At 68.4% G+C, this 21469-nt stretch carries 17 protein-coding genes and 1 tRNA gene; 16 read left to right on the top strand and 2 right to left on the bottom strand.

Translation table 11 applies throughout. The annotated features are described in order from the left end of the window. Positions 1-3: 3 nt before the first annotated feature. The 15 genes from trpB (at position 4) to BLU77_RS08230 (ending at position 17538) form a co-directional block, all read left to right on the top strand. On the top strand, positions 4-1275 hold the full coding sequence (gene trpB, locus BLU77_RS08300; protein WP_089772501.1) for a tryptophan synthase subunit beta: 1272 nt from the start codon (positions 4-6) through the stop codon (positions 1273-1275). Then, positions 1272-2108: a tryptophan synthase subunit alpha gene (trpA, locus tag BLU77_RS08295; RefSeq protein WP_089772500.1), complete on the top strand. Its 837-nt coding sequence runs from the start codon at positions 1272-1274 to the stop codon at positions 2106-2108. The genes trpB and trpA overlap by 4 nt, the downstream gene beginning before the upstream one ends. Next, a complete protein-coding gene (gene lgt, locus BLU77_RS08290) occupies positions 2105-3292 on the top strand; it encodes a prolipoprotein diacylglyceryl transferase (protein ID WP_342741459.1) in 1188 nt (395 codons plus the stop codon). Before trpA ends, lgt begins: the two co-directional genes overlap by 4 nt. Positions 3293-3482: 190 nt before the next feature. After that, the gene (gene gltB / locus BLU77_RS08285; RefSeq protein WP_089772499.1) at positions 3483-8066 is read left to right on the top strand and encodes a glutamate synthase large subunit; all 4584 of its coding nucleotides are present in this window, start codon (positions 3483-3485) and stop codon (positions 8064-8066) included. Continuing rightward, positions 8059-9528 (top strand): glutamate synthase subunit beta, encoded by a 1470-nt coding sequence (locus tag BLU77_RS08280; protein WP_089772498.1) that lies wholly within the window; start codon positions 8059-8061, stop codon positions 9526-9528. The genes gltB and BLU77_RS08280 overlap by 8 nt, the downstream gene beginning before the upstream one ends. Positions 9529-9656: 128 nt before the next feature. Next, a complete protein-coding gene (gene pyk, locus BLU77_RS08275; protein ID WP_089772497.1) occupies positions 9657-11078 on the top strand; it encodes a pyruvate kinase in 1422 nt (473 codons plus the stop codon). A gap of 19 nt (positions 11079-11097) precedes the next feature. Next, positions 11098-11775, top strand: coding sequence for a hypothetical protein (locus tag BLU77_RS08270; protein ID WP_139177673.1), 678 nt, complete (start codon positions 11098-11100; stop codon positions 11773-11775). A gap of 87 nt (positions 11776-11862) precedes the next feature. After that, positions 11863-12594: a hypothetical protein gene (locus tag BLU77_RS08265; protein ID WP_139177671.1), complete on the top strand. Its 732-nt coding sequence runs from the start codon at positions 11863-11865 to the stop codon at positions 12592-12594. Between the two features lies 1 nt (position 12595). Then, positions 12596-13285 carry a hypothetical protein gene (locus BLU77_RS08260; RefSeq protein WP_089772494.1) on the top strand — a complete coding sequence of 230 codons (690 nt, stop codon included), beginning with the start codon at positions 12596-12598 and terminating at the stop codon, positions 13283-13285. 5 nt (positions 13286-13290) lie between these two features. Next, positions 13291-13995 (top strand): hypothetical protein, encoded by a 705-nt coding sequence (locus BLU77_RS08255; protein ID WP_089772493.1) that lies wholly within the window; start codon positions 13291-13293, stop codon positions 13993-13995. Between the two features lie 56 nt (positions 13996-14051). Next, the gene (locus BLU77_RS08250; protein WP_175476989.1) at positions 14052-14639 is read left to right on the top strand and encodes a 5' nucleotidase, NT5C type; all 588 of its coding nucleotides are present in this window, start codon (positions 14052-14054) and stop codon (positions 14637-14639) included. After that, positions 14636-15874 carry an arginine deiminase gene (locus tag BLU77_RS08245; protein WP_089772491.1) on the top strand — a complete coding sequence of 413 codons (1239 nt, stop codon included), beginning with the start codon at positions 14636-14638 and terminating at the stop codon, positions 15872-15874. Before BLU77_RS08250 ends, BLU77_RS08245 begins: the two co-directional genes overlap by 4 nt. A gap of 72 nt (positions 15875-15946) precedes the next feature. Continuing rightward, a tRNA-Leu gene (locus tag BLU77_RS08240) sits at positions 15947-16030 on the top strand. A 79-nt stretch (positions 16031-16109) separates the two neighbouring features. Further along, complete coding sequence (locus BLU77_RS08235; protein WP_089773078.1) at positions 16110-16739, top strand: ANTAR domain-containing response regulator; 630 nt, start codon at positions 16110-16112, stop codon at positions 16737-16739. Between the two features lie 94 nt (positions 16740-16833). Beyond that, positions 16834-17538 (top strand): GNAT family N-acetyltransferase, encoded by a 705-nt coding sequence (locus BLU77_RS08230; RefSeq protein ID WP_139177667.1) that lies wholly within the window; start codon positions 16834-16836, stop codon positions 17536-17538. Here BLU77_RS08230 and BLU77_RS08225 read toward each other — a convergent pair. Continuing rightward, positions 17454-17885: a hotdog fold thioesterase gene (locus tag BLU77_RS08225; RefSeq protein WP_089772489.1), complete on the bottom strand. Its 432-nt coding sequence runs from the start codon at positions 17883-17885 to the stop codon at positions 17454-17456. The two genes, BLU77_RS08230 and BLU77_RS08225, sit on opposite strands and share 85 nt — an antisense overlap. Here BLU77_RS08225 and polA point away from each other — a divergent pair. Next, entirely contained in the window at positions 17884-20580 is a 2697-nt protein-coding gene (polA, locus tag BLU77_RS08220; RefSeq protein ID WP_089773077.1) for a DNA polymerase I, read from the top strand. The two genes, BLU77_RS08225 and polA, sit on opposite strands and share 2 nt — an antisense overlap. A 10-nt stretch (positions 20581-20590) precedes the next feature. Here the strand turns inward: polA and BLU77_RS08215 are convergent, their stop codons facing one another. After that, complete coding sequence (locus tag BLU77_RS08215) at positions 20591-21442, bottom strand: class I SAM-dependent methyltransferase (protein ID WP_089772488.1); 852 nt, start codon at positions 21440-21442, stop codon at positions 20591-20593. Positions 21443-21469 lie beyond the last annotated feature (27 nt).

Below are 21469 nucleotides of genomic sequence, written 5' to 3'. Positions count from 1 at the left end.
GAGATGAGCACAGAGGCCGCACACGCGTTGCGCGAGGCCGTCGGCCCGTACTTCGGGGACTTTGGTGGTCGGTTCGTGCCGGAGGCACTGATCGCGGCGCTGGACGACCTGACCGCCGCTTGGGAGAAGGCCAAGCAGGACCCGGAGTTCGGCGAGCGACTCGCCGGCCTACACCGTGACTACACCGGCCGGCCGAGCCCGGTGACGGAGGTGCCGCGGTTCGCTGCGCACGCTGGGGGAGTGCGCGTGCTACTCAAGCGGGAGGACCTCAACCACACCGGTTCGCACAAGATCAACAACGTGCTCGGACAGGCACTGCTGACCGAGATGGTGGGGAAGACGCGGGTGATCGCGGAGACCGGGGCCGGCCAGCACGGGGTGGCCACGGCGACCGCGGCGGCACTCTTCGGCCTCGAGTGCACGATCTATATGGGCGAGGAGGACACCCGCCGTCAGGCGTTGAACGTGGCACGGATGCGACTCCTCGGCGCGGAGGTGGTTCCGGTCTCAACCGGCTCTCGGACCCTCAAGGACGCCATCAACGAGGCGTTCCGGGACTGGGTCGCCAACGTGGACACGACGAACTACGTGTTCGGAACCGTGGCCGGCCCGCACCCGTTCCCCACCTTGGTCCGGGATCTGCAGAAGATCATCGGCGAGGAGGCACGCGCTCAGGTGCTGGATCGGCTGGGCCGCCTGCCCGACGCTGCGGTGGCTTGTGTGGGCGGGGGATCGAACGCGATGGGTCTGTTCCACGCCTTCCTCGACGATCCAGTGCGGCTGATCGGCTGTGAGGCCGCGGGTGACGGGGTGGACACGGGCCGGCATGCGGCCACGATCACCGCGGGTGACCCTGGGGTCTTGCACGGTGCTCGCTCGTACCTGCTGCAGGACGAGGACGGCCAGACGATCGAGTCCCACTCCATCTCTGCCGGCCTCGACTATCCGGGGGTGGGTCCGGAGCACTCCTGGCTCGCCAGCATCGGCCGAGCCGAGTACCGGCCGGTCACCGACGCCGAGGCGATGAACGCCTTCGAGCTGCTGTGCCGTACCGAGGGGATCATCCCGGCGATCGAAAGCGCGCACGCCCTCGCTGGCGCGCTGCGGTTGGGCAACGAGCTGGCCGACGCCGCGGCGTCCGGTGACGACCGGACCGACCCGCACGAGATCGTCCTGCTGGTCTCCCTCTCCGGGCGAGGGGACAAGGATGTCGCGACCGCCGCCACCTGGTTCGACCTGGTGGACCCGGCAGACGTGAAGGAGGAGTCCCTGTGACTGAGGTGATCGCCTCCAAGACCGCGGCTGTGATCGATGCCGCCCGAGCCGAGGGGCGAGCCGCCTTGGTGGTGTACCTGCCGGTGGGCTACCCCGATGTGGCCGGTTCCATCGCTGCCGCTCGCGCTGCCGTCGAGGCAGGAGCAGACATCGTCGAGCTGGGGTTGCCGTACTCCGACCCGGGGATGGACGGACCGGTGATCCAGGAGGCCGTGCAGGCGGCCTTGGACGGCGGTACCCGCGTGGCTGACGTGCTGCGCGCTGTGCGTGAGGTGGCCGAGACCGGGGCACCGACCTTGGTGATGACGTACTTCAATCCGGTGCACCGCTTCGGGGTGGACGCCTTTGCCGATGCCCTCGCCGAAGCGGGTGGCGCCGGCCTCATCACTCCGGACCTGATTCCGGACGAGGCAGGCGCGTGGACCGCTGCGGCTGACCGAGCCGGTCTGGACAAGGTGTTCCTGGTGGCACCGAGCTCCACCACCGAGCGCCTGCACCTGACGGCGGCCGCTTCGCGCGGGTTCGTCTATGCCGCATCCACGATGGGCGTCACTGGCGCGCGCGCAGCTGTGGGCGATCGCGCCGAGGCGCTCGTGGCGGCCACACGCGCAGCGGGAGCGGAGCGGGTGTGCGTGGGGCTGGGAGTGTCCACGGCCGCGCAGGCCGAGGAGGTCGCTCGGTACGCCGACGGGGTGATCGTGGGCTCGGCGCTGGTGCGCACACTGCTGCGCGCCGACGCTGACCGCGCCGCCGCCCTGGCAGATCTGCGGACGCTGACCGCCGACCTGGCGACCGGTGTGCGCGCGGCATCGCGAACGGGAGCCGTCTCGTGACGGCGGTGACCGCTGCGGTTTCCCTTGCCCGGGAGGCCACGGTCGTAGCCGCGGGGATCCCGAGCCCCTCGCAGGGCACCTGGTACCTGGGGCCACTGCCGATCCGTGCCTATGCCATCGCGATCCTCGCCGGGATCGCCGTCGCCGCATGGATCTCGGTGCGTCGCTACCGCGCGCGGGGCGGCCCTGAGGGGGCGATCCTCGATGCGATCTTCCTCGCGGTGCCGCTGGGCATCATCGGAGCCCGGATCTACCACGTGTTCTCCTCCCCGGACGCCTACTTCGGGCCGGACGGGAACCCCTGGAACGCTTTCGCGATCTGGAACGGTGGGCTCGGCATCTGGGGGGCTATCCCAGCGGGTGCCATCGGCGTCTGGATCGCGCTCCGGCGTGCCGGGCTACGTCTGTCCACGGTGGTGGACTCCATGGCGCCTGCCGTGCTGATCGCCCAGGCGATCGGCCGGCTCGGCAATTACTTCAACCAGGAGCTCTTCGGTGCGCCGACGACGCTGCCCTGGGGGTTGCAGATCGACCCGTCCGTGCTTGCGGCACAAGGGATGGACTACCCCGCCGGCACCCTGTTTCATCCGACGTTCCTGTACGAGCTGGTGTGGAACCTCGCCATGGCGGCTGTGCTGGTCTGGGCGGACCGGAAGTTCCGGCTCGGGCACGGTCGTGTGTTCTGGCTGTATGTCGTGGTCTACACACTCGGTCGTGTCTGGATCGAGATGCTCCGCATCGACGAGGCGGAGATGGTCCTTGGGCTCCGGCTGAACGTGTGGACCTCGATCCTGGTCGGCCTGGTGGCAGTGGTGATCTTCATCGTGCTCTCCCGCCGGCATCCCGAACGGGAGCCGTCGCCGTGGCTGCCCGGACACGAGCCCGACGCGGGTGATACCGAAGACGACACTGATGACGGTGTAGACACCGACACCGACACCGACACCGACTCCGGCGACGCTGATGGTGACTCCGGTCATGATTCGGTCAACGTTGCTGACACGGCGGATACGGCTGGGCCCGACGTGGAGCAGCAGCACGCTGACGGTGCAGCCGGAACTGACGGGAGTGATGGCGGGACGGAGCCGGACCTATCGGGTTCGGCGGCCCCGTCGTCGTCCGCGAGCGGTTCGCCTGATGAGACTGTCGCCTCGGATGAAGGTCGGAACGACGCTCCGCGCTGACAGGTGCGATATCGTCCCGGATGCACCGCCACTGGGCATCCGCCGTCCGACCGCCCGTCCGGGTCAGATACGCGTGCTGACACACAAGCACGGTAAAGTTTAGGTAGAAGATGGGTCGACGGCGTCCCAGCAGTACGTAATCGATGCCGCAGGATCGCCCTCGAATCCTTGCGGTGGTGAGGATGGTCGGATGAACAGCACCCCGCTGGGCGTGAGCCCCTACGAGCGTTTCAGTGCGGCACCTGCGAAGCAGGGTCTGTACGACCCCGCTCGGGACCGCGACGCGTGTGGTGTCGCCTTCGTTGCGACCATGCGTGGCACTCCCGGCCGCGACATCGTCGATGCTGCTCTGACGGCGTTGGCGAACCTTGATCACCGCGGTGCGGTGGGCGCCGAGGAGAACTCGGGCGACGGGGCAGGGATCCTGACCCAGGTTCCGGACGCGTTCGTGCGCGACGTGGTGGATGCTGAGCTCCCCGCAGCGGGACACTATGCCATCGGCCTGGGCTTTCTGCCGCAGGACAGCAAGGAGGCGGCCGAGGCCGCCACCTTGGTCGGCGAGATTGCCGTCGAGGAGGGCCTGGAGGTCCTTGCCTGGCGTGATGTGCCGACCACCGATGGGCTCGTCGGGCAGATGGCACGCGACTGTATGCCCACCTTCCGGCAGCTCGTGGTCGCCGCGCCTGATCGCGAACTGTCCGGTGAGGAGCTCGACCGGCGTGCCTATCGTCTCCGCAAGCGCGCCGAGCACACGGCGGGTGTCTACTTCGCGTCGCTGTCCAGTCGCACGCTGGTGTACAAGGGGATGCTGACCACCACCCAGCTGGAGCCCTTCTTCCCGGATCTGTCGGACGCGCGCTTCGCCAGCGAGATCGGGCTCGTGCACTCCCGCTTCTCCACCAACACCTTCCCGTCCTGGCCGCTGGCCCACCCGTTCCGGATGGTGGCCCACAACGGTGAGATCAACACCGTGCGTGGAAACCGGAACTGGATGGCCGCGCGGCAGGGAACACTGGCCTCCGACGCGCTGGGCGACATGAGTGCGCTGCTGCCGATCTGCGACGAGGAACAGAGCGACTCGGCCAGTTTCGACGAGGTGCTCGAGCTGCTGCACCTGGGGGGCCGTTCGCTCCCGCACGCCGTGCTGATGATGATCCCGGAGGCATGGGAGAACCACGCCTCCATGGACGCCAAGCGGCGCGCGTTCTACGAGTACAACTCCACGATCATGGAACCGTGGGACGGTCCGGCCGCCATGTGCTTCACCGACGGCCGGTACATCGGTGCCGTGCTGGACCGCAACGGGCTGCGCCCGGGGCGATACTGGATCACCGATGACGGGCTCGTGGTGCTGGCCAGCGAGGCCGGAGTGCTCGACATCGAACCGTCCAAGATCGCCCGCAAGGGCCGGCTCTCCCCGGGCAAGATGTTCCTCGTCGACACCGGTTCGGGCCGGGTCATCGAGGACGCACAGATCAAGGGCGAGCTCTCCGACGCCTACCCGTACTCGCAGTGGCTCGAGGACAACCTGGTGCGCCTGGAGGACCTGCCGGACCGGGAGCACGTGGCGCACTCGCGCAGCTCGGTGCTGCGCCGTCAGCAGACCTTCGGTTATACCGAGGAAGAGTTGCGCATTCTGCTGCGTCCGATCGCGGCCACTGGTGCCGAGGCACTCGGCTCGATGGGTACGGACACCCCGATCGCGGTGCTCTCGGCACGTCCGCGGATGCTGTTCGACTACTTCATCCAGATGTTCGCCCAGGTGACGAACCCGCCGCTGGACGCCATCCGCGAGGAACTCGTCACCTCACTCGGTGGTGCGATCGGCCCCGAGCCGAACCTGCTCGCGGACATCGGCGATCATGCACGCAAACTCATCGTGCCGTTCCCCACGATCGACAACGACGAGCTCGCCAAGATCAGGCACATCCAGCGCACCCGTGGCCCGGGCAAGGACTTCCAGTCCGTGACCATCCGTGGGCTGTACCGCGTGGCCGGTGGCGCCGAGTCGCTCGAGGCGCGTCTCGAGGAGATCTTCGCCGAGGTCGACGAGGCGATCGAGCGCGGTGTGAGCTTCATCGTGCTCTCCGACCGCGAGTCCAACTCTGAGTGGGCGCCGATCCCGTCGTTGCTGCTCACCGCGGCCGTGCACCACCACACCATCCGTCAGCAGACCCGGACCAGGATCTCGCTGCTGGTGGAGGCCGGAGACGTCCGCGAGGTGCACCACGTGGCCCTCTTGATCGGGTACGGTGCCGCCGCGGTGAACCCCTACCTGGCGATGGAGAGCGTGGAGGAGCTGGTCCGCTCCGGCGTGGTCGAGGGGGTCACTCCCGAACAGGCCGTGAAGAACCTCATCAAGGGCCTGGGCAAGGGCGTGCTCAAGGTGATGAGCAAGATGGGCATCTCCACCGTGCACTCCTACCGGGGTGCGCAGGTCTTCCAGGCGATCGGCCTGTCCCAGAAGCTGGTGGACAAGTACTTCACCGCCACGGCTAGCCCGCTCGGTGGGGTGGACCTCGACGTCATCGCCACCGAGGTGGCCGCCCGGCACGCGACGGCGTACCCGCGCAGCGGAATCTCCCCAGCTCACCGTCGTCTGGACGTCGGTGGCGAGTACCAGTGGCGTCGTGAGGGTGACCCGCACCTGTTCGACCCGGAGTCGGTCTTCCGCCTCCAGCACTCCACCAGGAACCGCCGCTACGACGTGTTCCGGGACTACACCTCACGGGTGGACGAACAGTCCAAGCGCCTGATGACGCTGCGCGGCCTGTTCGACTTCAAGGAGGGCGTGCGTGCGCCGATCCCGATCGACGAGGTGGAACCCGTCAGCGAGATCGTGAAGCGGTTCTCCACGGGGGCGATGAGCTACGGCTCGATCTCCGTCGAGGCGCACGAGACCCTGGCGATCGCGATGAACCAGCTGGGCGGGAAGTCGAATACCGGTGAGGGTGGTGAGGACGAGGACCGTCTCTACGACCCGAAGCGCCGCAGCGCGATCAAGCAGGTGGCCTCCGGCCGTTTCGGGGTGACCTCCGACTACCTGGTCAACGCGGACGACATCCAGATCAAGATGGCTCAAGGTGCCAAGCCTGGTGAAGGTGGTCAGCTGCCCGGGAACAAGGTCTACCCCTGGGTGGCCAAGACCCGGCACGCCACCCCGGGCGTCGGGCTCATCTCCCCGCCGCCGCACCACGACATCTACTCGATCGAGGACATCGCCCAGCTCATCCACGACCTGAAGAACGCCAACCCGCAGTCGCGGGTGCACGTGAAGCTGGTCTCTGAGGTGGGCGTGGGGACGGTCGCCACTGGTGTGTCCAAGGCACACGCCGACGTCGTGCTGATCTCCGGGCATGACGGCGGGACGGGGGCGAGCCCGCTCACCTCGCTCAAGCATGCCGGTGGTCCGTGGGAGATCGGTCTCGCGGAGACCCAGCAGACGTTGGTGGCCAACAACCTGCGCGACCGGATCGTGGTGCAGACCGACGGTCAGCTCAAGACGGGTCGGGACGTGATCGTGGCGGCGTTGCTCGGTGCGGAGGAGTACGGCTTCGCGACCGCACCGCTGGTCGTTTCTGGTTGCGTGATGATGCGGGTGTGCCACCTGGACACCTGCCCCGTCGGTGTCGCGACGCAGAATCCCGAGCTTCGCACCCGGTTCTCCGGGAAGGCCGAGTTCGTGGTGACGTACTTCGAGTACATCGCGCAGGAGGTGCGTGAGTACCTCGCTCAGCTCGGGTTCAGGTCGCTGGACGAGGCGATCGGCGCCGTCGACGCGCTGGACACCAAGGCAGCCGTGGAGCACTGGAAGGCCTCCGGGCTGGACCTCTCCCCGATCCTGGTGCAGCCGACCCTGCCCGAGGGTTCGGCCCCACGGTGTGTGAAGGGGCAGGACCACGGGCTGGAGAAGGCGCTCGACAACGTGCTGATCGAACAGGCCCGCTCGGCCATCGAGACCGGTGCGCCGGTGCAGATCACCGAGCAGGTCCGCAACGTGAACCGCACCGTCGGCACGATGCTGGGCAACGCCGTCACGAAAGCGCACGGCGCCAAGGGCCTTCCGGACGGCACCATTGACATCACGCTGCACGGCTCCGCCGGGCAGTCGCTCGGTGCGTTCCTCACCTCCGGGGTCACCATCCGGTTGTTGGGTGACGCCAACGACTATGTCGGCAAGGGACTCTCCGGTGGGCGTGTGATCGTGCGCCCCACCGAGGACGCCACCTTCGAGGCTGCCTCCAACGTCATCGCCGGCAACGTGATCGCCTACGGCGCGACGGCTGGGGAGATCTTCCTGCGCGGCGTCGTCGGGGAGCGCTTCTGCGTGCGCAACTCCGGTGCGACCGCTGTGGTCGAGGGCGTGGGCGACCACGGTTGCGAGTACATGACGGGCGGCACCGTGCTGGTGCTCGGTCCGACCGGGCGCAACTTCGGCGCCGGCATGTCCGGCGGCACTGCCTACGTACTCGACCTCGACCCGGATCTGATGAACGGTCCGGCGCTGGCGGCCGGCGACCTTTCCCTGTCCGAGTTGGACGAAGAGGACCTGAACATCGTGATGGACCTCCTCGCCCGGCACTACGAGCACACCGGCTCGCAGGTAGCGGAGGCCCTGAGGGGCGACCGGGAGGAGGTGCGGCGACGCGTCACCCGCGTCCTGCCGCCCGCCTACGCCCGCGTGAACGCTGTGCTGGCCGACGCCCGCGCCGACGGTGTCGACGTGGCCGAACCCGACGTGTGGAACCGAGTGATGGAGGCGACCCGTGGCTGACCCCAAGGGATTCCTGAAGGTCCGGGAGCGGGAGCTGCCTACCCGGCGCCCCGTCCCCGTCCGGATCATGGACTGGAACGAGGTCTATGAGAAGCGCGAGGAGGATGCCGCAGCGCTGACGCGGCAGGCCGGCCGCTGCATGGACTGTGGCATCCCGTTCTGCCACAACGGCTGCCCGCTGGGCAACCTGATCCCTGAGTGGAACGACCTCACCCGCACCGGGCGATGGGACGAGGCCATCGAGCGGCTGCACGCCACCAACAACTTCCCGGACTTCACCGGGCGGTTGTGCCCGGCGCCGTGCGAGACCTCCTGTGTGCTCGGGATCAACCAACCGGCCGTGACGATCAAGAACATCGAGCTCTCGATCATCGACGAGGCGTTCGAGCGTGGTCTGGTCACCCCGCAGGTTCCCGAGCAGCTCACGGGCCAGACCGTGGCCGTGATCGGGTCCGGTCCGGCGGGGCTGGCCGCTGCCCAGCAGCTCACCCGCGCCGGTCACACGGTGGCGGTGTACGAACGGGACGATCGTATCGGGGGTCTGCTCCGTTACGGCATCCCCGAGTTCAAGATGGAGAAGCGTCATCTGGACGCCCGGTTGGAGCAGATGGAGGCCGAAGGTACCCGGTTCCGCCCGGGTATCGAGATCGGCGGAGAGGGCCAGCTCACCGGCACCGACCTGCTGGAACGGTACGACGCCGTGGTGCTCTCGATGGGCGCCACGGTGCGCCGGGACCTCCCGGTCCCGGGCCGTGAGCTGGACGGTGTTCACCAGGCGATGGACTACCTGCCCCAGGGCAACCGTGCCGCGCTCGGTGAGGACGTGCCTGGTCAGGTCACTGCTGAGGGCAAGGATGTGGTGGTGATCGGCGGCGGCGACACCGGCGCCGACTGCCTCGGTACCGCACTGCGCCAGGGCGCGAAGAACGTGATCCAGCTCGAGATCATGCCGCGCCCGAGCGACGACCGTCCGGCGGGCCAGCCCTGGCCCACCTACCCGATGATCTACCGGGTCTCCTCGGCCCACGAAGAGGGCGGCGAGCGGGTCTACGCCACGTCCACCGTCGAGTTCGTCGGCGACGAGAACGGGCGCGTCAAGGAGCTGCGCGTGGTGGAGGTCGACATGTCCTCCGGGCGCCCGGAGCCGGTCGAAGGCACCGAGCGCACCATCCCGGCGCAACTCGTCCTGCTCGCCATGGGCTTCACCAGCGTGCAGACCGACGGGCTCGTCGACCAGCTGGAGCTTGAGGTCGACCAGCGCGGACGACTCACCCGCGACGAGGAGTTCCGCACCTCCCGCGAGCAGGTGTTCGTGGCGGGGGACGCCGGCCGTGGACAATCCCTCATCGTGTGGGCCATCGCCGAGGGTCGATCCGCTGCGGCAGCCGTGGACACCTACCTGCGTGGCCAGACCGAGCTGCCGGCCCCGATCGAGCCGACGACGATGCAGGTGACTGTCTGAGGCCTCAAGAGACGAACACAGCCATCCGGTGTACGGATGGGCAATTCAGGACGAACGCCCGGTACACGGGTGTACGCCCGCGTGGCCGGACGTCTCGCGCGTCGGTCGGAAGGCATAAGGTTTGAGGTATGCGTAGAGCCAAGATTGTGTGCACGTTGGGACCGGCGACGGAGTCCCCTGAGATGGTCCAGGCGCTCGTCGACGCCGGGATGGACGTGGCGCGGATCAACCGCAGCCATGGCGATGCAGATGCTCATGCCGCCGTGATCAAGCGGGTCCGTGAGGCCGCTGAGGCATCGGGGCGCGCGGTCGCCGTACTCGTAGACCTGCAGGGACCGAAGATCCGGTTGGGCCGGTTCACGGACGGGAAGCACTATCTCGCCGAGGGCGACACCTTCACCATCACCACCGAGGACGTGCCGGGCACCAAGGAGCTCGTCTCGACGACCTTCAAGGGCCTGCCGGGCGACGTGAACCCCGGTGACGCGATCCTCATCGATGACGGCCGGGTGACCGTGCGGGTCACCTCGGTGGATGGCCCCCGGGTCACCACTCGTGTGGAGGTACCTGGGCCGGTCTCGAACAACAAGGGCTTGAACCTGCCGGGTGTGGCGGTCAACGTGCCGGCACTGTCGGAGAAGGACGCCGAGGACCTGCGTTGGGGGCTGCAGCAGGGCGCCGACTTCATCGCCCTGTCGTTCGTGCGCTCGGCGGCGGACTATGAGGATGTCGCCGCGATCATGTCCGAGGAGGGGCGCACTGTCCCCGTGATCGCGAAGATCGAGAAGCCGCAGGCGGTGGAGAACCTGCCCGAGATCGTGGATGCCTTCGACGGCATCATGGTCGCGCGGGGCGATCTGGGTGTGGAGCTGCCGCTCGAGCAGGTGCCGATGGTGCAGAAGCGCGCCACCGAGCTCTGCTTGCGCAACGCCAAGCCGGTGATCGTGGCAACGCAGGTGCTGGAGTCGATGATCAGCTCGCCGAGGCCCACGCGTGCGGAGGCGTCCGACTGTGCGAATGCGGTGCTCGACGGTGCCGATGCCGTGATGCTCTCTGGCGAGACAAGCGTGGGTGAGTACCCGCTCGACTGCGTGCGCACCATGGCTCGGATCATCGAGAACACCGAGGAGCACGGCCTCGAGCGGATCGCCAAGCTGCGCGCGACCCCGCACACCCGTGGTGGGGTGATCACCAAGGCGGCTGCGCAGATCGGGGAGACGCTCGGAGTCAAGTACCTCGCGTGCTTCACCCAGTCAGGGGATTCGGCGAAGCGGATGTCCCGCCTGCGTTCGGCGATCCCGTTGCTGGCTTTCACCCCGGTGCCGGTGGTGCGCAACCAGCTGGCGCTGAGCTGGGGCGTGCAGACGTTTACCGTGCCGCAGGTGCAGCACACCGACGACATGATCAACCAGGTGGACGTGGTGCTCAAGGCCGCCGACCAGGTCGACGAGGGAGACAACCTCGTCGTCGTCGCCGGAATGCCGCCCGGAGTGTCCGGGAGCACCAACTCCATCCGTGTGCACACCGTGGGCGAGGAGCTGGGCGGCTGACGCTGCCGGGCGACACATGATGACGGCGACCGCCCGGCTGTCCCGGGCGGTCGCCGTCATCGTCCTGGCGGGCCTCCTCGCTCCGCTCGCCGCGTGCTCTGGCAACGACGGGAGCGACCCGGCACCGACCGGCTCGCCCGGGACAGGAGGCGGTGACTCCGGCGGCGACGGGGCCAGCGGTGGGCCCAGGACTGTCCCGCCGCAGTTGCGCGAGTGCGAGGACCGTGGCGATGTGCCCGACCTGGCCGCGGCCACCTGGACCAACCCGGACGGCTTCGACGAGGAGGGTGGCTACACCCAGATCGCACCCATCACCGAGTCGCGGACGGACACCTACCTGGTGCCGAGCTCGCCCGGGACGGGTATCGAGATCATCTCCCTGGTGCACTACACCGATGTCCCGGAACCGCTCGTCGACGCCTGCGGTGTGGTGGACCGGAAGGCGGTGGAGCTACTCCTGGACCGGTGGCACCGCGAGGGCGACATCACCGCGACCGCGCCGGAATGGGCCGAGGTCGGCAACGGGGTGGCCGCCGTCACCGAGGCGCAGCAGTACGCCGGATACGACTTCATCGTGGCCGCCACACTCGTGATCGGCGAGGGGGAGCTGTTGCTGATCGGCTGCCAGTGGGTCACCAGCGAGGTGGAGGTGACGTCCGGCTGCGACACGGTGGTCGACTCCCTCGCCTTCGGCTGACGGGGAGTCCTCCCCGTGCCGCGACACGGCCGGGACCAGGGCGTCGCGGTACCGTGCTGTCAGATCACCAGAGACGGGAGCGGGTGAATGAGCAGGACCGGGGTACGAGCCAGTGTGGCGCTGCTTGGCGCCGTGCTGCTGGCCGCATGCGGCAGCATGCCGGAGCTGCCGGGCGGGCCCGATCCCACCGGGGCCGAGGGGTCCGATCAGGGTTCGTCGGACGGGTCGGGCAACGGCGGCACCATTCCACCGCAGCTGCTGGAATGCGGTGACGAGTCCGCCGATCCCGGTGCGGACGACAAGAACAGTGGCGACGGGGAAGAGGACGACGAGTCGCTGGTGCTCACCGAGACCGACCTGACGACGGTCCGCTGGTCCACGCCGAGCGGGTACGCCGAGGCCAGCGGGTACCACGAGGACAATCCAGTCGAGGAACTGCACAGCCTCTGGGTGGCCGAGCCGGTCGATGACCCGGCACCATCACTGAACGTGCTGAACGTGGCGATCTACGTGGGGCTGGACTGGGGGCAGCAGGCGAGGCAGTGCGGTCAGGTGCCGCTGTCCGCCGTCGAGGAGCGCCTTGCCGGGTATATGGAGCAGATCGACGCCGAGCTCCTGGGGGAACCGGAGATGACCGAGGTGGCCGGCCTCCCCGCGATCAGCCAACGGGTCCGGTTGTCGAACTATGACTATGTCGGCTACTGGCTGTTCTCCCAGACCGACCTGGTGCACCTCTATTGCCAGTGGACCGACGGGCAGTACCAGGAGTTGATCGAGCAGGGATGCGCGGAGCTGGTCCCCACCGTGGAGGTCGGCTGAGATGCGCCGCAGGTCGATTCGCCTCGCGGGACTCTTGTCCTTGGTGGTCCTGCTCGCAGGGTGTCGGGGGCTTCCCGGACTCGGTGGCGACCCGACTAACGGTCCCGCGACGCCATCGACCGACCAAGGCGGGTCGGCCGGCGAGGACGGTCCGCGCACGATCCCGCCACAGCTGCTCGAGTGCGGAGAGTCCGCCGAGCCGCAGGTGGATCTCACCGACGAACTGGTGGCCTCGGACGGAGGCTGGTCGGTGCCGTCGGGATATCGTTCAGCCAGCGGCTATTACGACGATCTCGCCTACGAAGAGCAGTCGTTCCTCGAGACACTGGTGCCCCAGGAGCCGGGCTACGACAGCCTCGACCTGCTCGGTGTCATCGGATACGTGGGCCTGGACTGGGGACAGTACGCGCGCGAATGCAACCGTGTGCCGCTGGAGGCGATGCTGGAACGGGTCGCCGAGTATGAGAGCGCCCTGGGTGCCCAGGCCCTCGACGGCGCCGAGCTGACCGAGGTGGCGGGTCTGCCGGCGGTCACGCAGACCATGCAGATCCCGAACTACACCTTCCGCGGCTACTGGCTGTTCTCCCAGACCGAACTGCTCTTCATCGGCTGCCAGTGGACGAGTGACCGGGCGCAGGAAGAGATCGCCGACGGGTGTGCCGACCTGATCGGGAGCGTGCAGGTCGGATGAGCACGATGAAGAGACGATCGGTCGCGGCGGGCGCAGCCCTGGCGGCGGCGCTTGCATTGCTCACCGGCTGCCAGCTGGTCGACGAGCTCGGACCCGACGGCGAGCCTGACTCGGGCAGCGATGGGGCTGGTAGCAGCGAGAGTGGCAGCGACAGCGGTGGTGATGGCCCTCGGACGATCCCACCGCAGTTGCTGGAGTGTGGGGAGAACGCCCCGGACGAGAACGAACTGCAGCTGGCCGACCTGGACCTCACCACTGCCCAGTGGTCGATGCCCGAGGGATTTGTCGAGAGCTTCAGCTACCACGAGGACAATCCCGTCGAGGAGGTCCACTCCACCTGGTACGCAGAGCCGAACGACCCTGCCGTGCCGGGCCTGAACGTGATCCAGGTGGTCGTCTACACCGGGCTCGACTGGGACGAGTTCGCTGACGCGTGCGGACGAGTACCCCTGGAGGCGGTGGAGGAGCAGCTCGGGCGCTATCGCGACCAGATCGACGCCGAGCCGCTCGGCGAAGCCGAGATGACGGAGGTGGCCGGGCAGCCGGCGATCACCCAGCAGATCGGCCTGGCGGAGTATTCCTATGTGGGCTACTGGCTGTTCTCCGAGACCCAACTCCTGCACGCCTACTGCCAATGGACCGACGACGGCGCCCGGCAGGTGATCGAACCTGCCTGCACCCCGTTGGTGGAGAGCATCACGGTCGGCTGAGAATGGCCGATCCTCCGTGGCACAGTAGGAGCACGGAGCGCAAGGAGGGTGTCACGGTGAGATCGCCATTGGTTGTCGGCGTCGACATCGACGACGTGCTCTACGACTGGTCCGGCCGTGCCCACGAGCTCAGCCTGGCGGCCGGGATCGCCGGTGATCGCCCGCCTGCACAGATCACCAGCTGGACCCCCTACGTGGAGTACGGCTGCTCGGCGGACTCCTGGCACGCCGTCATCCATCGTGGGGTGCAGGACGGCACCCTCTACTCGGCGGACCCGCTCCCCGGCGCCGGTGCGGCGCTGCAGGCCCTCGTGGACGCGGGGCACCAGGTGCAGCTGATCACCGCCCGGGGCTGTGGCGACTTCGCCGGTCTCACTTCGGAGCTCGTTCGCCAGCAGACCCGCGCCTGGGTGGACCGGCACGCCCTCGCCCACCACGGTCTGACGTTCTCCGCGGACAAGACCGTGGTCCGTACCGACGTGTTCGTCGACGACAACGCCGACAACGTGGCGCGCCTGTGCGCGGCCGGGACCCGTGGTTACCTGATGGACCGGCCGTGGAACGCGCACGTGACACACGTCGACCGGGTGCGCCACATCGATGAGTTCGTACGCGCCGTGCTGGCTGACCGAGGCCTGGGATGATCACTCACGGGGTGCACTCCGAGGTGGGTCGGCTACGCAAGGTGCTGGTCTGCGCACCCGGGCTCGCGCACGAGCGGCTGACTCCCTCCACCTCCGATGCGCTGCTGTTCGACGATGTGCTCTGGGTGCGTGCCGCGCAGCAGGACCACGCCGACTTCGTGGCCCAGCTCACCGACCGCGGCGTCGAAGTGGTGGAGCTGCTGGACCTGCTCACCGAGACCATGGCGCAGCCGGAGGCGCGCCGGTGGTTGCTGGAGCGCACCATCGAGGCGAACACGGTGGGTCTGGGCCTGGTCGCGGACACGTTGGCATTCCTGGACACGCTCCCGGCGCGAGACGTGGCCGAGTACCTCATCGGCGGGCTCGCTACCTCTGACCTGCCCGGCGAGTTCCGGCCGGCCTATCTCGCCCTGGCCGAGGTGGGCGGACCTCGCGCGGAGTATCTCCTCCCGCCGCTGCCGAACATGCTCTACACCCGCGATACGACAAGCTGGCTGTACGGCGGCCTCACGCTGAACCCGCTGTACTGGCCCGCTCGACGGGGCGAGACACTGCTGATGAAGGCGATCTACAGCTTCCACCCGGACTTCTCCGCCGACCGCATCTGGTGGGGCGATCCCGAACTGGACTGGCGCCAGGCGACCCTCGAGGGTGGTGACGTGATGCCAGTGGGAGACGGGGTGGTGCTCCTCGGGATGGGGGAGCGGACGTCGCGCCAAGCGATCACCCAGCTCACCCGGGTGCTGTTCGACGCCGGAGCGGCGCGGCAGGTGGTGGTGGCGGGGATGCCGAAGCTGCGGGCCGCGATGCACCTGGACACCGTGTTCACGTTTGCCGACCGTGACGTGGTGACCGTGTACCCGGCGATCATGGACGGCGTGCGCACGTTCAGCCTGTACCCCTGTGAGACCGCGCCGGGGCTGGAGGTGCGGGACGAGGGGGTGGGCAGTTTCGTTGACGTGGTCGCCCGTGCCATGGGGCTGCCGGCGCTGCGGGTGATCGAGACGGGTGGGGACGCCTATGCCTCGGAGCGGCAGCAGTGGGACAGCGGCAACAATGCGGTGGCCGTCGAACCCGGAGTGGTGTTCACCTACGATCGGAACACCGTGACGAATGCGCTGCTGCGTGACGCAGGAATCCAGGTGATCGAGATTCGCGGCGCCGAACTCGGCCGGGGACGTGGCGGCGGACACTGCATGACCTGCCCGATCGCGCGCGACCCCCTGCCGGGTTGATGTCTCTCGTGTTCAGCCACGTCCCGCAGGCACGCTAAGATAGCCGACCGCAGCCTGTTGGCGGGCTGCGACGCCCCGTTGGCGGAATAGGCAGACGCGGTCGGCTCAAACCCGGCTGCCCTCACGGGCGTCCCGGTTCGAGTCCGGGACGGGGCACTGTCCGGTATGCGCACGTTAGGATCACTCTGTGACGGATGAGACCACCGGCGGGACGCCGGAGACGAACAACCCCGACCTGCTCGACCTTGAACTGCCGGAGAGCGCGCCTGAGGAGGCCCCGAAGGCGCGAACGGCCCGCCGGGCTGTGGTCGCTGAAGACGAGGCGCTCATCCGGCTCGACGTCGTCGAGACGCTGGCCGAGGCCGGCTACGAGGTGGTCGGTGAGGCCGGTGACGGTGAGACCGCTGTTGCTCTGGCGACCGAGCTCAAGCCGGACATCGTCGTGATGGACGTCAAGATGCCGGTGCTTGATGGCATCTCGGCTGCTGAGCGGATCACCAAGGCGCGGATCGCGCCGGTCGTGCTCCTCACCGCGTTCTCCCAGACCGAGCTCGTCGAGCGGGCACGCGACGCCGGTGCGATGGCCTACGTGGTGAAGCCGTTCACCCCGGGTGACCTGCTGCCTGCCTTGGAGATTGCCCTCTCCAGGCACCAAGAGATCGCAGCGCTGGAGTCCGAGGTCGCGGACCTGACGGACCGGTTCGAGACCCGCAAGCGGGTGGACCGGGCGAAGGGGCTGCTGATGACCAAGATGGGCCTGAGCGAGCCCGAGGCCTTCCGCTGGATCCAGAAGACGTCGATGGACCGCCGCCTCACGATGCGTGAGGTCGCCGACGCCGTGATCGACCAGGTCGGCTCCAAGTAACACCCGCCGCATCTGTGCCCCGCACTCCCGACCTTCGGTGTTCGGGCGTAGTGTGTGCCACGACGTCCGTCCATGAGCGGGAGGTGCGAGTGTGGTGAAGCTCTCCGCCGTGCGCGCCCGGCTCGCCGAACCGTCCGATCTGGCAGCGGTCCTGCCGCTGGTGCGGTCCGCGCGGGCTGATTCCCCGCTCGGCCCTCAGTTCGTGGCGCCTGAGGTGGCGGGCCTCGAGACGCACCTACGCGCATGGTTCGAGATGCCGGAGAGCAGGCTCGTGATCGCCGAGGTCGATTCCGAGCTGATCGGCCTTGCCTTACTGCAGTGTGTTTCACCGGGACTGCTGTGTGACGTGCCCTACCTCCAGGTGGAGGCGCTCTACGTGCACGGTGACCACCGTCGCCAGGGTGCCGGCCGGGCGCTGATGCAGCAGGGCGCGATCGAGGCGGCCCGGCACGGTGCCGAGCGCATCGTCACCGTGCCCCTCACCGGTGCCCGGAGCGAGCAGCGATTCTTCTCCGGCCTCGGCTTCTCCCCGGCCGGTTCCCGCCGCGTGGCCGAGACGGCCTCGGTGCTGCGGCGTCTCGAACTCGCGCCGTCGGCCACGAGGGAACGGCGCACCCGAGGGTTGGATGAGCTCATTGCACGTCGACGGCGTAGCAGGGGACTGCCGGAGACTCCTGCGCGCGGCGTGGACCTCACTGCGCTGGTGGAGCGTTCTCAGGCCGAGTCGAGGAGCATGCACGTCAACCGTGCGGTACAGACGCGCCGGTCAGACCCTTCTTCGAGCACTGCGATCTCATAGGCGGCTGTCGTCCGGCCCAGGTGCAGCGCCTGCGCCGTACCGCGCACCCACCCGGTGCGTACCGCCCGGTGATGGGTGGCGTTCAGGTCCAGCCCGACGGCGGCCCGTCCGCGCCCGGCATGCAACGTCGCCGCGATCGAGGCGAGGGTCTCCGCGAGCGCAGCCGAGGCGCCCCCGTGCAGCAGGCCTGCCGGTTGGGTGTTCCCGTCGACAGGCATCCGCCCGACGGCTCGTTCCGGACGTGTCTCCAGCAGCTCGATCCCGAGCTTCTCCACGAGTGTGCCGCGGAGGTCCCACGCGGTGAGATCGGTCGGCTCGGTCAGCGCTGAATCGGAAGTGTCGGTCATGCAGCCTAGGCTGTCAGGTGTGAGTGACACTGCGCGACCCCGGCTCCTGCTCATCGACGGGCACTCGATGGCCTACCGTGCCTTCTTCGCCCTCCCTGCTGAGAACTTCTCCACGACCACCGGGCAGACGACGAACGCCGTCTACGGCTTCACCTCGATGCTCATCAACCTGCTCCGGGATGAGGATCCCACGCACGTAGCGGTGGCCTTCGACGTCTCCAGCCAGACGTTCCGGAAGGAGACCTACGCGGACTACAAGGGCACCAGGGACGAGACGCCCCAGGAGTTCCGGGGACAGATCCCGCTGATCGAGGAGGTGCTCGCGGCACTCGGGATCACCACGCTGGGCCGGGAGGGCTTCGAAGCCGACGACATCCTGGCCACGCTGGCCACGCAGGCGGAGGCAGCTGGGTATGACGTGCTCATCTGTTCCGGCGATCGGGACACGTATCAACTCGTCAACGAGTCGGTCACGGTGCTGTATCCGCGCAAGGGTGTCTCCGACCTGGTCCGGATGACACCGGCCGCGGTGCAGGAGAAGTACGGGGTGTCCCCGGCGCAGTACAGCGACCTCGCGGCTCTGGTGGGGGAGACCAGCGACAACCTGCCCGGCGTCCCGGGTGTGGGACCGAAGACCGCGGCCAAGTGGATCCTCGCCCATGAGGGACTCGAGGGCATTGTCACTGATGCGCCGTCGATCACCGGCAAGGCCGGCCAGTCACTCCGGGACCACCTGGACCAGGTGCTGCTGAACCGACAGCTGAACCAGTTGCTGCGGGACATGGAGCTCCCGGTCGGGCTGGATGATCTGCCCCGGCGGGCCTTTGAGCGCGAGAAGGTGCACCAGGTGTTCGATGCGCTCGAGTTCCGGGTGCTGCGCGACCGACTCTTCGAGATGGATGCCGGCGACGCGGAGTCCGCGACGGCCGAGTCGTTCGACCTCGACGTCACGGCGCTGACGCCCGGAGGGTTGCAGGAGTGGCTGGATACCCATGCCACCGGCCGGGTCGGTGTGGATGTTCGTGGCACCGTCGCCTCCGGCGCCGGTGATGCGTGGGGGATGGCCGTAGCAGCCGAGGGCGGCGCGGTCCTGACCGTGGACCTGACCGAGATCACCCCCGACGACGAGTCCGCCCTGGCGACCTGGCTCGCCGATCCGGGCCGGGAGAAGGTCCTGCACGACGCCAAAGCGGGCTGGCACTGCTTGGACGGGCGTGGGCTGGTCCTCGCCGGCGTGAGCTTCGACACCGCCACCGCCGCCTATCTGTGCCACCCGGATCAGCGTTCCTATGCGCTGGCCGACCTCACCGTCCGGTTCCTCGGTCGCGAGTTGCGTACCGAAGGCTCCGACGGCGCCCAGCAGATGCTGGTGCTCGACGGTCCGGACGAGGCCGAGCTCAGTGCGGTGCGTGCTGCCGCGGTGGTCGAGCTCGCTGTGGTGCTCACTGATCAGTTGAACGACCGTGCCTCGGGGGCATTGCTCACCGATCTCGAGCTGCCGGTGGCCGATGTGCTGGCTCAGATGGAGAAGGCCGGTATCGGCGCAGACTCCGAGTATCTGCGTGGGCTGGAGCGTGAGTTCGACCAGCGCGTGCGTGACGCCGCGTCGCAGGCGTATGAGGTCATCGGACGCGAGGTGAACCTCAGCTCCCCGAAACAGCTCCAGGAGGTGCTCTTCGGCGATCTCGAGATGCCGAAGACGCGCAAGACGAAGACCGGATACACCACCGACGCCGACGCGCTCGCCGACCTGTACACCAAGACCGAACACCCGTTCCTGGAGCACTTGCTCACCCATCGGGACCAGATCCGGCTCCGGCAGACCGTGGAGGGCCTGCTGCGTACGGTCGCCCCGGACGGACGCATCCACACCACCTACTCGCAGACGATCGCGGCCACGGGGCGGCTCTCCTCCGCGGACCCCAACCTGCAGAACATCCCGATCCGTACCGAGGAAGGGCACCGGATCCGCGCGGCCTTCGTGGTGGGCGCGGGGTACGAGTCGCTGCTCACCGCGGACTACTCCCAGATCGAGATGCGGATCATGGCCCACCTCTCCGGGGACGACGGCCTCATCGAGGCGTTCCGGTCCGGAGAGGACCTGCACTCGTTCGTCGGTTCGCGCGTGTTCGACGTCGCCCCCGAGGCCGTGACCGCCTCGATGAGGTCCAAGATCAAGGCGATGTCCTACGGACTGGCGTATGGACTCAGCGCCTTCGGCCTGTCCCGCCAGCTCAAGATCGATACCGGTGAGGCACGCGGGCTGATGGAGGAGTACTTCGAACGGTTCGGCGGTGTTCGCGACTACCTCGCCTCCGTGGTGGACGGTGCCCGGGTGAACGGCTACACAGAGACGATCCTCGGCCGCCGTCGGTACCTGCCCGACCTGACCAGCGACAACCGGCAGCGGCGTGAGATGGCCGAGCGGATGGCACTCAACGCCCCGATCCAGGGCAGCGCCGCGGACCTGATCAAGGTGGCGATGATCGGGGTGCAGGCCGCGTTCACCGAGCAGAATCTCCGCTCACGTCTGTTGCTTCAGGTGCACGACGAGCTCGTCGTGGAGGTCGCGCCCGGCGAGGCTGAGGTGGCTGAGGCCGTGCTACGGGAGCAGATGGGCGCGGCGGCTGACCTGGCCGTGCCGCTCGAGGTGAGCGTGGGAACCGGGTCGAACTGGCGCGACGCCGGGCACTGACCGGGCACCGTCACCTGGTGCGCCGTCGAGCCACCAGGATCAACGTGCCGGGCAGGAACTCGCCGCGCTCGGGTCCCCATCCGCCCCACACGTTGGTGTTCTGCGCCGGCCACTCCGGTTCCACCAGGTCCAGCACGTCGAATCCGGCGGCGACCAGCTCGCGGACGTGATCGCCGACGGTCCGGTGGAACTCGGCGTAGACGTGCCGACCGGTGGCGTCCACCTCGCTGTACGGAGTGCGGTCGAAGTAGGAACGCACCGCCGTCAGGCCCGCACTGGTCGGATCGTCCGGGAAGGCCCAACGGACCGGGTGGGTCACGGAGCAGACCCAGCGTCCGCCCGGACGCAGCACCCGAGCGGCCTCCGCATGCACACGACCGGAGTCCGGCACGAACGGGATCGCGCCGAAGGCCGTGAAGACCACGTCGAACGCCGCGTCGGCCAGCGGAAGCTCCCGGGCGTCCGCAGTCAGGAAGGGCACGTCGATGCCCGTCTCTGCGTCCAGCCGGGCGGCCGCTTCGGCCATTCCCGGCGCCACGTCGGTGGCCAGGGCATCCACCCCGTGACGGCGGAGCCACCGTGAGCACTGGGCGGCACCGGCGCCGATCTCCAGCACGCGCTGTCCACGCAGCGAGCTGAGTGGTCCCAGCAGCCCCGCTTCGGACTCCCGCACCCCTTCCGGACACCAGCAGAAGTCGGCCGGCCCCAGGAAGGCGCCGTGCTCGTCCAGGTACTCCTCGGCGGTCTCGCTCCACCACCGCGCGTTGGCGGCGGCGGCGTCTTGGCTCGTTGCGGCATCGACCTGGTGGAATCCGGCACTGGCGAGGCGCTCGTCGCCGTGCTCGTCGCCCGCTGTCTGCATCCGGCCATCATGCCTGTTGCGCGCCGC

The sequence above is a fragment of the Ruania alba genome (assembly GCF_900105765.1).
Classification (GTDB): domain Bacteria; phylum Actinomycetota; class Actinomycetes; order Actinomycetales; family Beutenbergiaceae; genus Ruania; species Ruania alba.
Note: the sequence above shows the minus strand (reverse complement) of the source record. Positions and strands in the feature narration are given on the sequence as shown.

Bases quoted from the DNA above. Each gene is read 5' to 3' on its own strand.
- pyk (WP_089772497.1), top strand. From the start codon at position 9,657: ATGCGTAGAGCCAAGATTGTGTGCACGTTGGGACCGGCGACGGAGTCC.
- BLU77_RS08270 (WP_139177673.1), top strand. From the start codon at position 11,098: ATGACGGCGACCGCCCGGCTGTCCCGGGCGGTCGCCGTCATCGTCCTG.
- BLU77_RS08215 (WP_089772488.1), bottom strand. From the start codon at position 21,442: ATGCAGACAGCGGGCGACGAGCACGGCGACGAGCGCCTCGCCAGTGCC.
- BLU77_RS08255 (WP_089772493.1), top strand. From the start codon at position 13,291: ATGAAGAGACGATCGGTCGCGGCGGGCGCAGCCCTGGCGGCGGCGCTT.
- BLU77_RS08225 (WP_089772489.1), bottom strand. From the start codon at position 17,885: ATGACCGACACTTCCGATTCAGCGCTGACCGAGCCGACCGATCTCACC.
- BLU77_RS08260 (WP_089772494.1), top strand. From the start codon at position 12,596: ATGCGCCGCAGGTCGATTCGCCTCGCGGGACTCTTGTCCTTGGTGGTC.
- BLU77_RS08265 (WP_139177671.1), top strand. From the start codon at position 11,863: ATGAGCAGGACCGGGGTACGAGCCAGTGTGGCGCTGCTTGGCGCCGTG.
- trpB (WP_089772501.1), top strand. From the start codon at position 4: ATGAGCACAGAGGCCGCACACGCGTTGCGCGAGGCCGTCGGCCCGTAC.
- gltB (WP_089772499.1), top strand. From the start codon at position 3,483: ATGAACAGCACCCCGCTGGGCGTGAGCCCCTACGAGCGTTTCAGTGCG.
- BLU77_RS08245 (WP_089772491.1), top strand. From the start codon at position 14,636: ATGATCACTCACGGGGTGCACTCCGAGGTGGGTCGGCTACGCAAGGTG.
- polA (WP_089773077.1), top strand. From the start codon at position 17,884: ATGCAGCCTAGGCTGTCAGGTGTGAGTGACACTGCGCGACCCCGGCTC.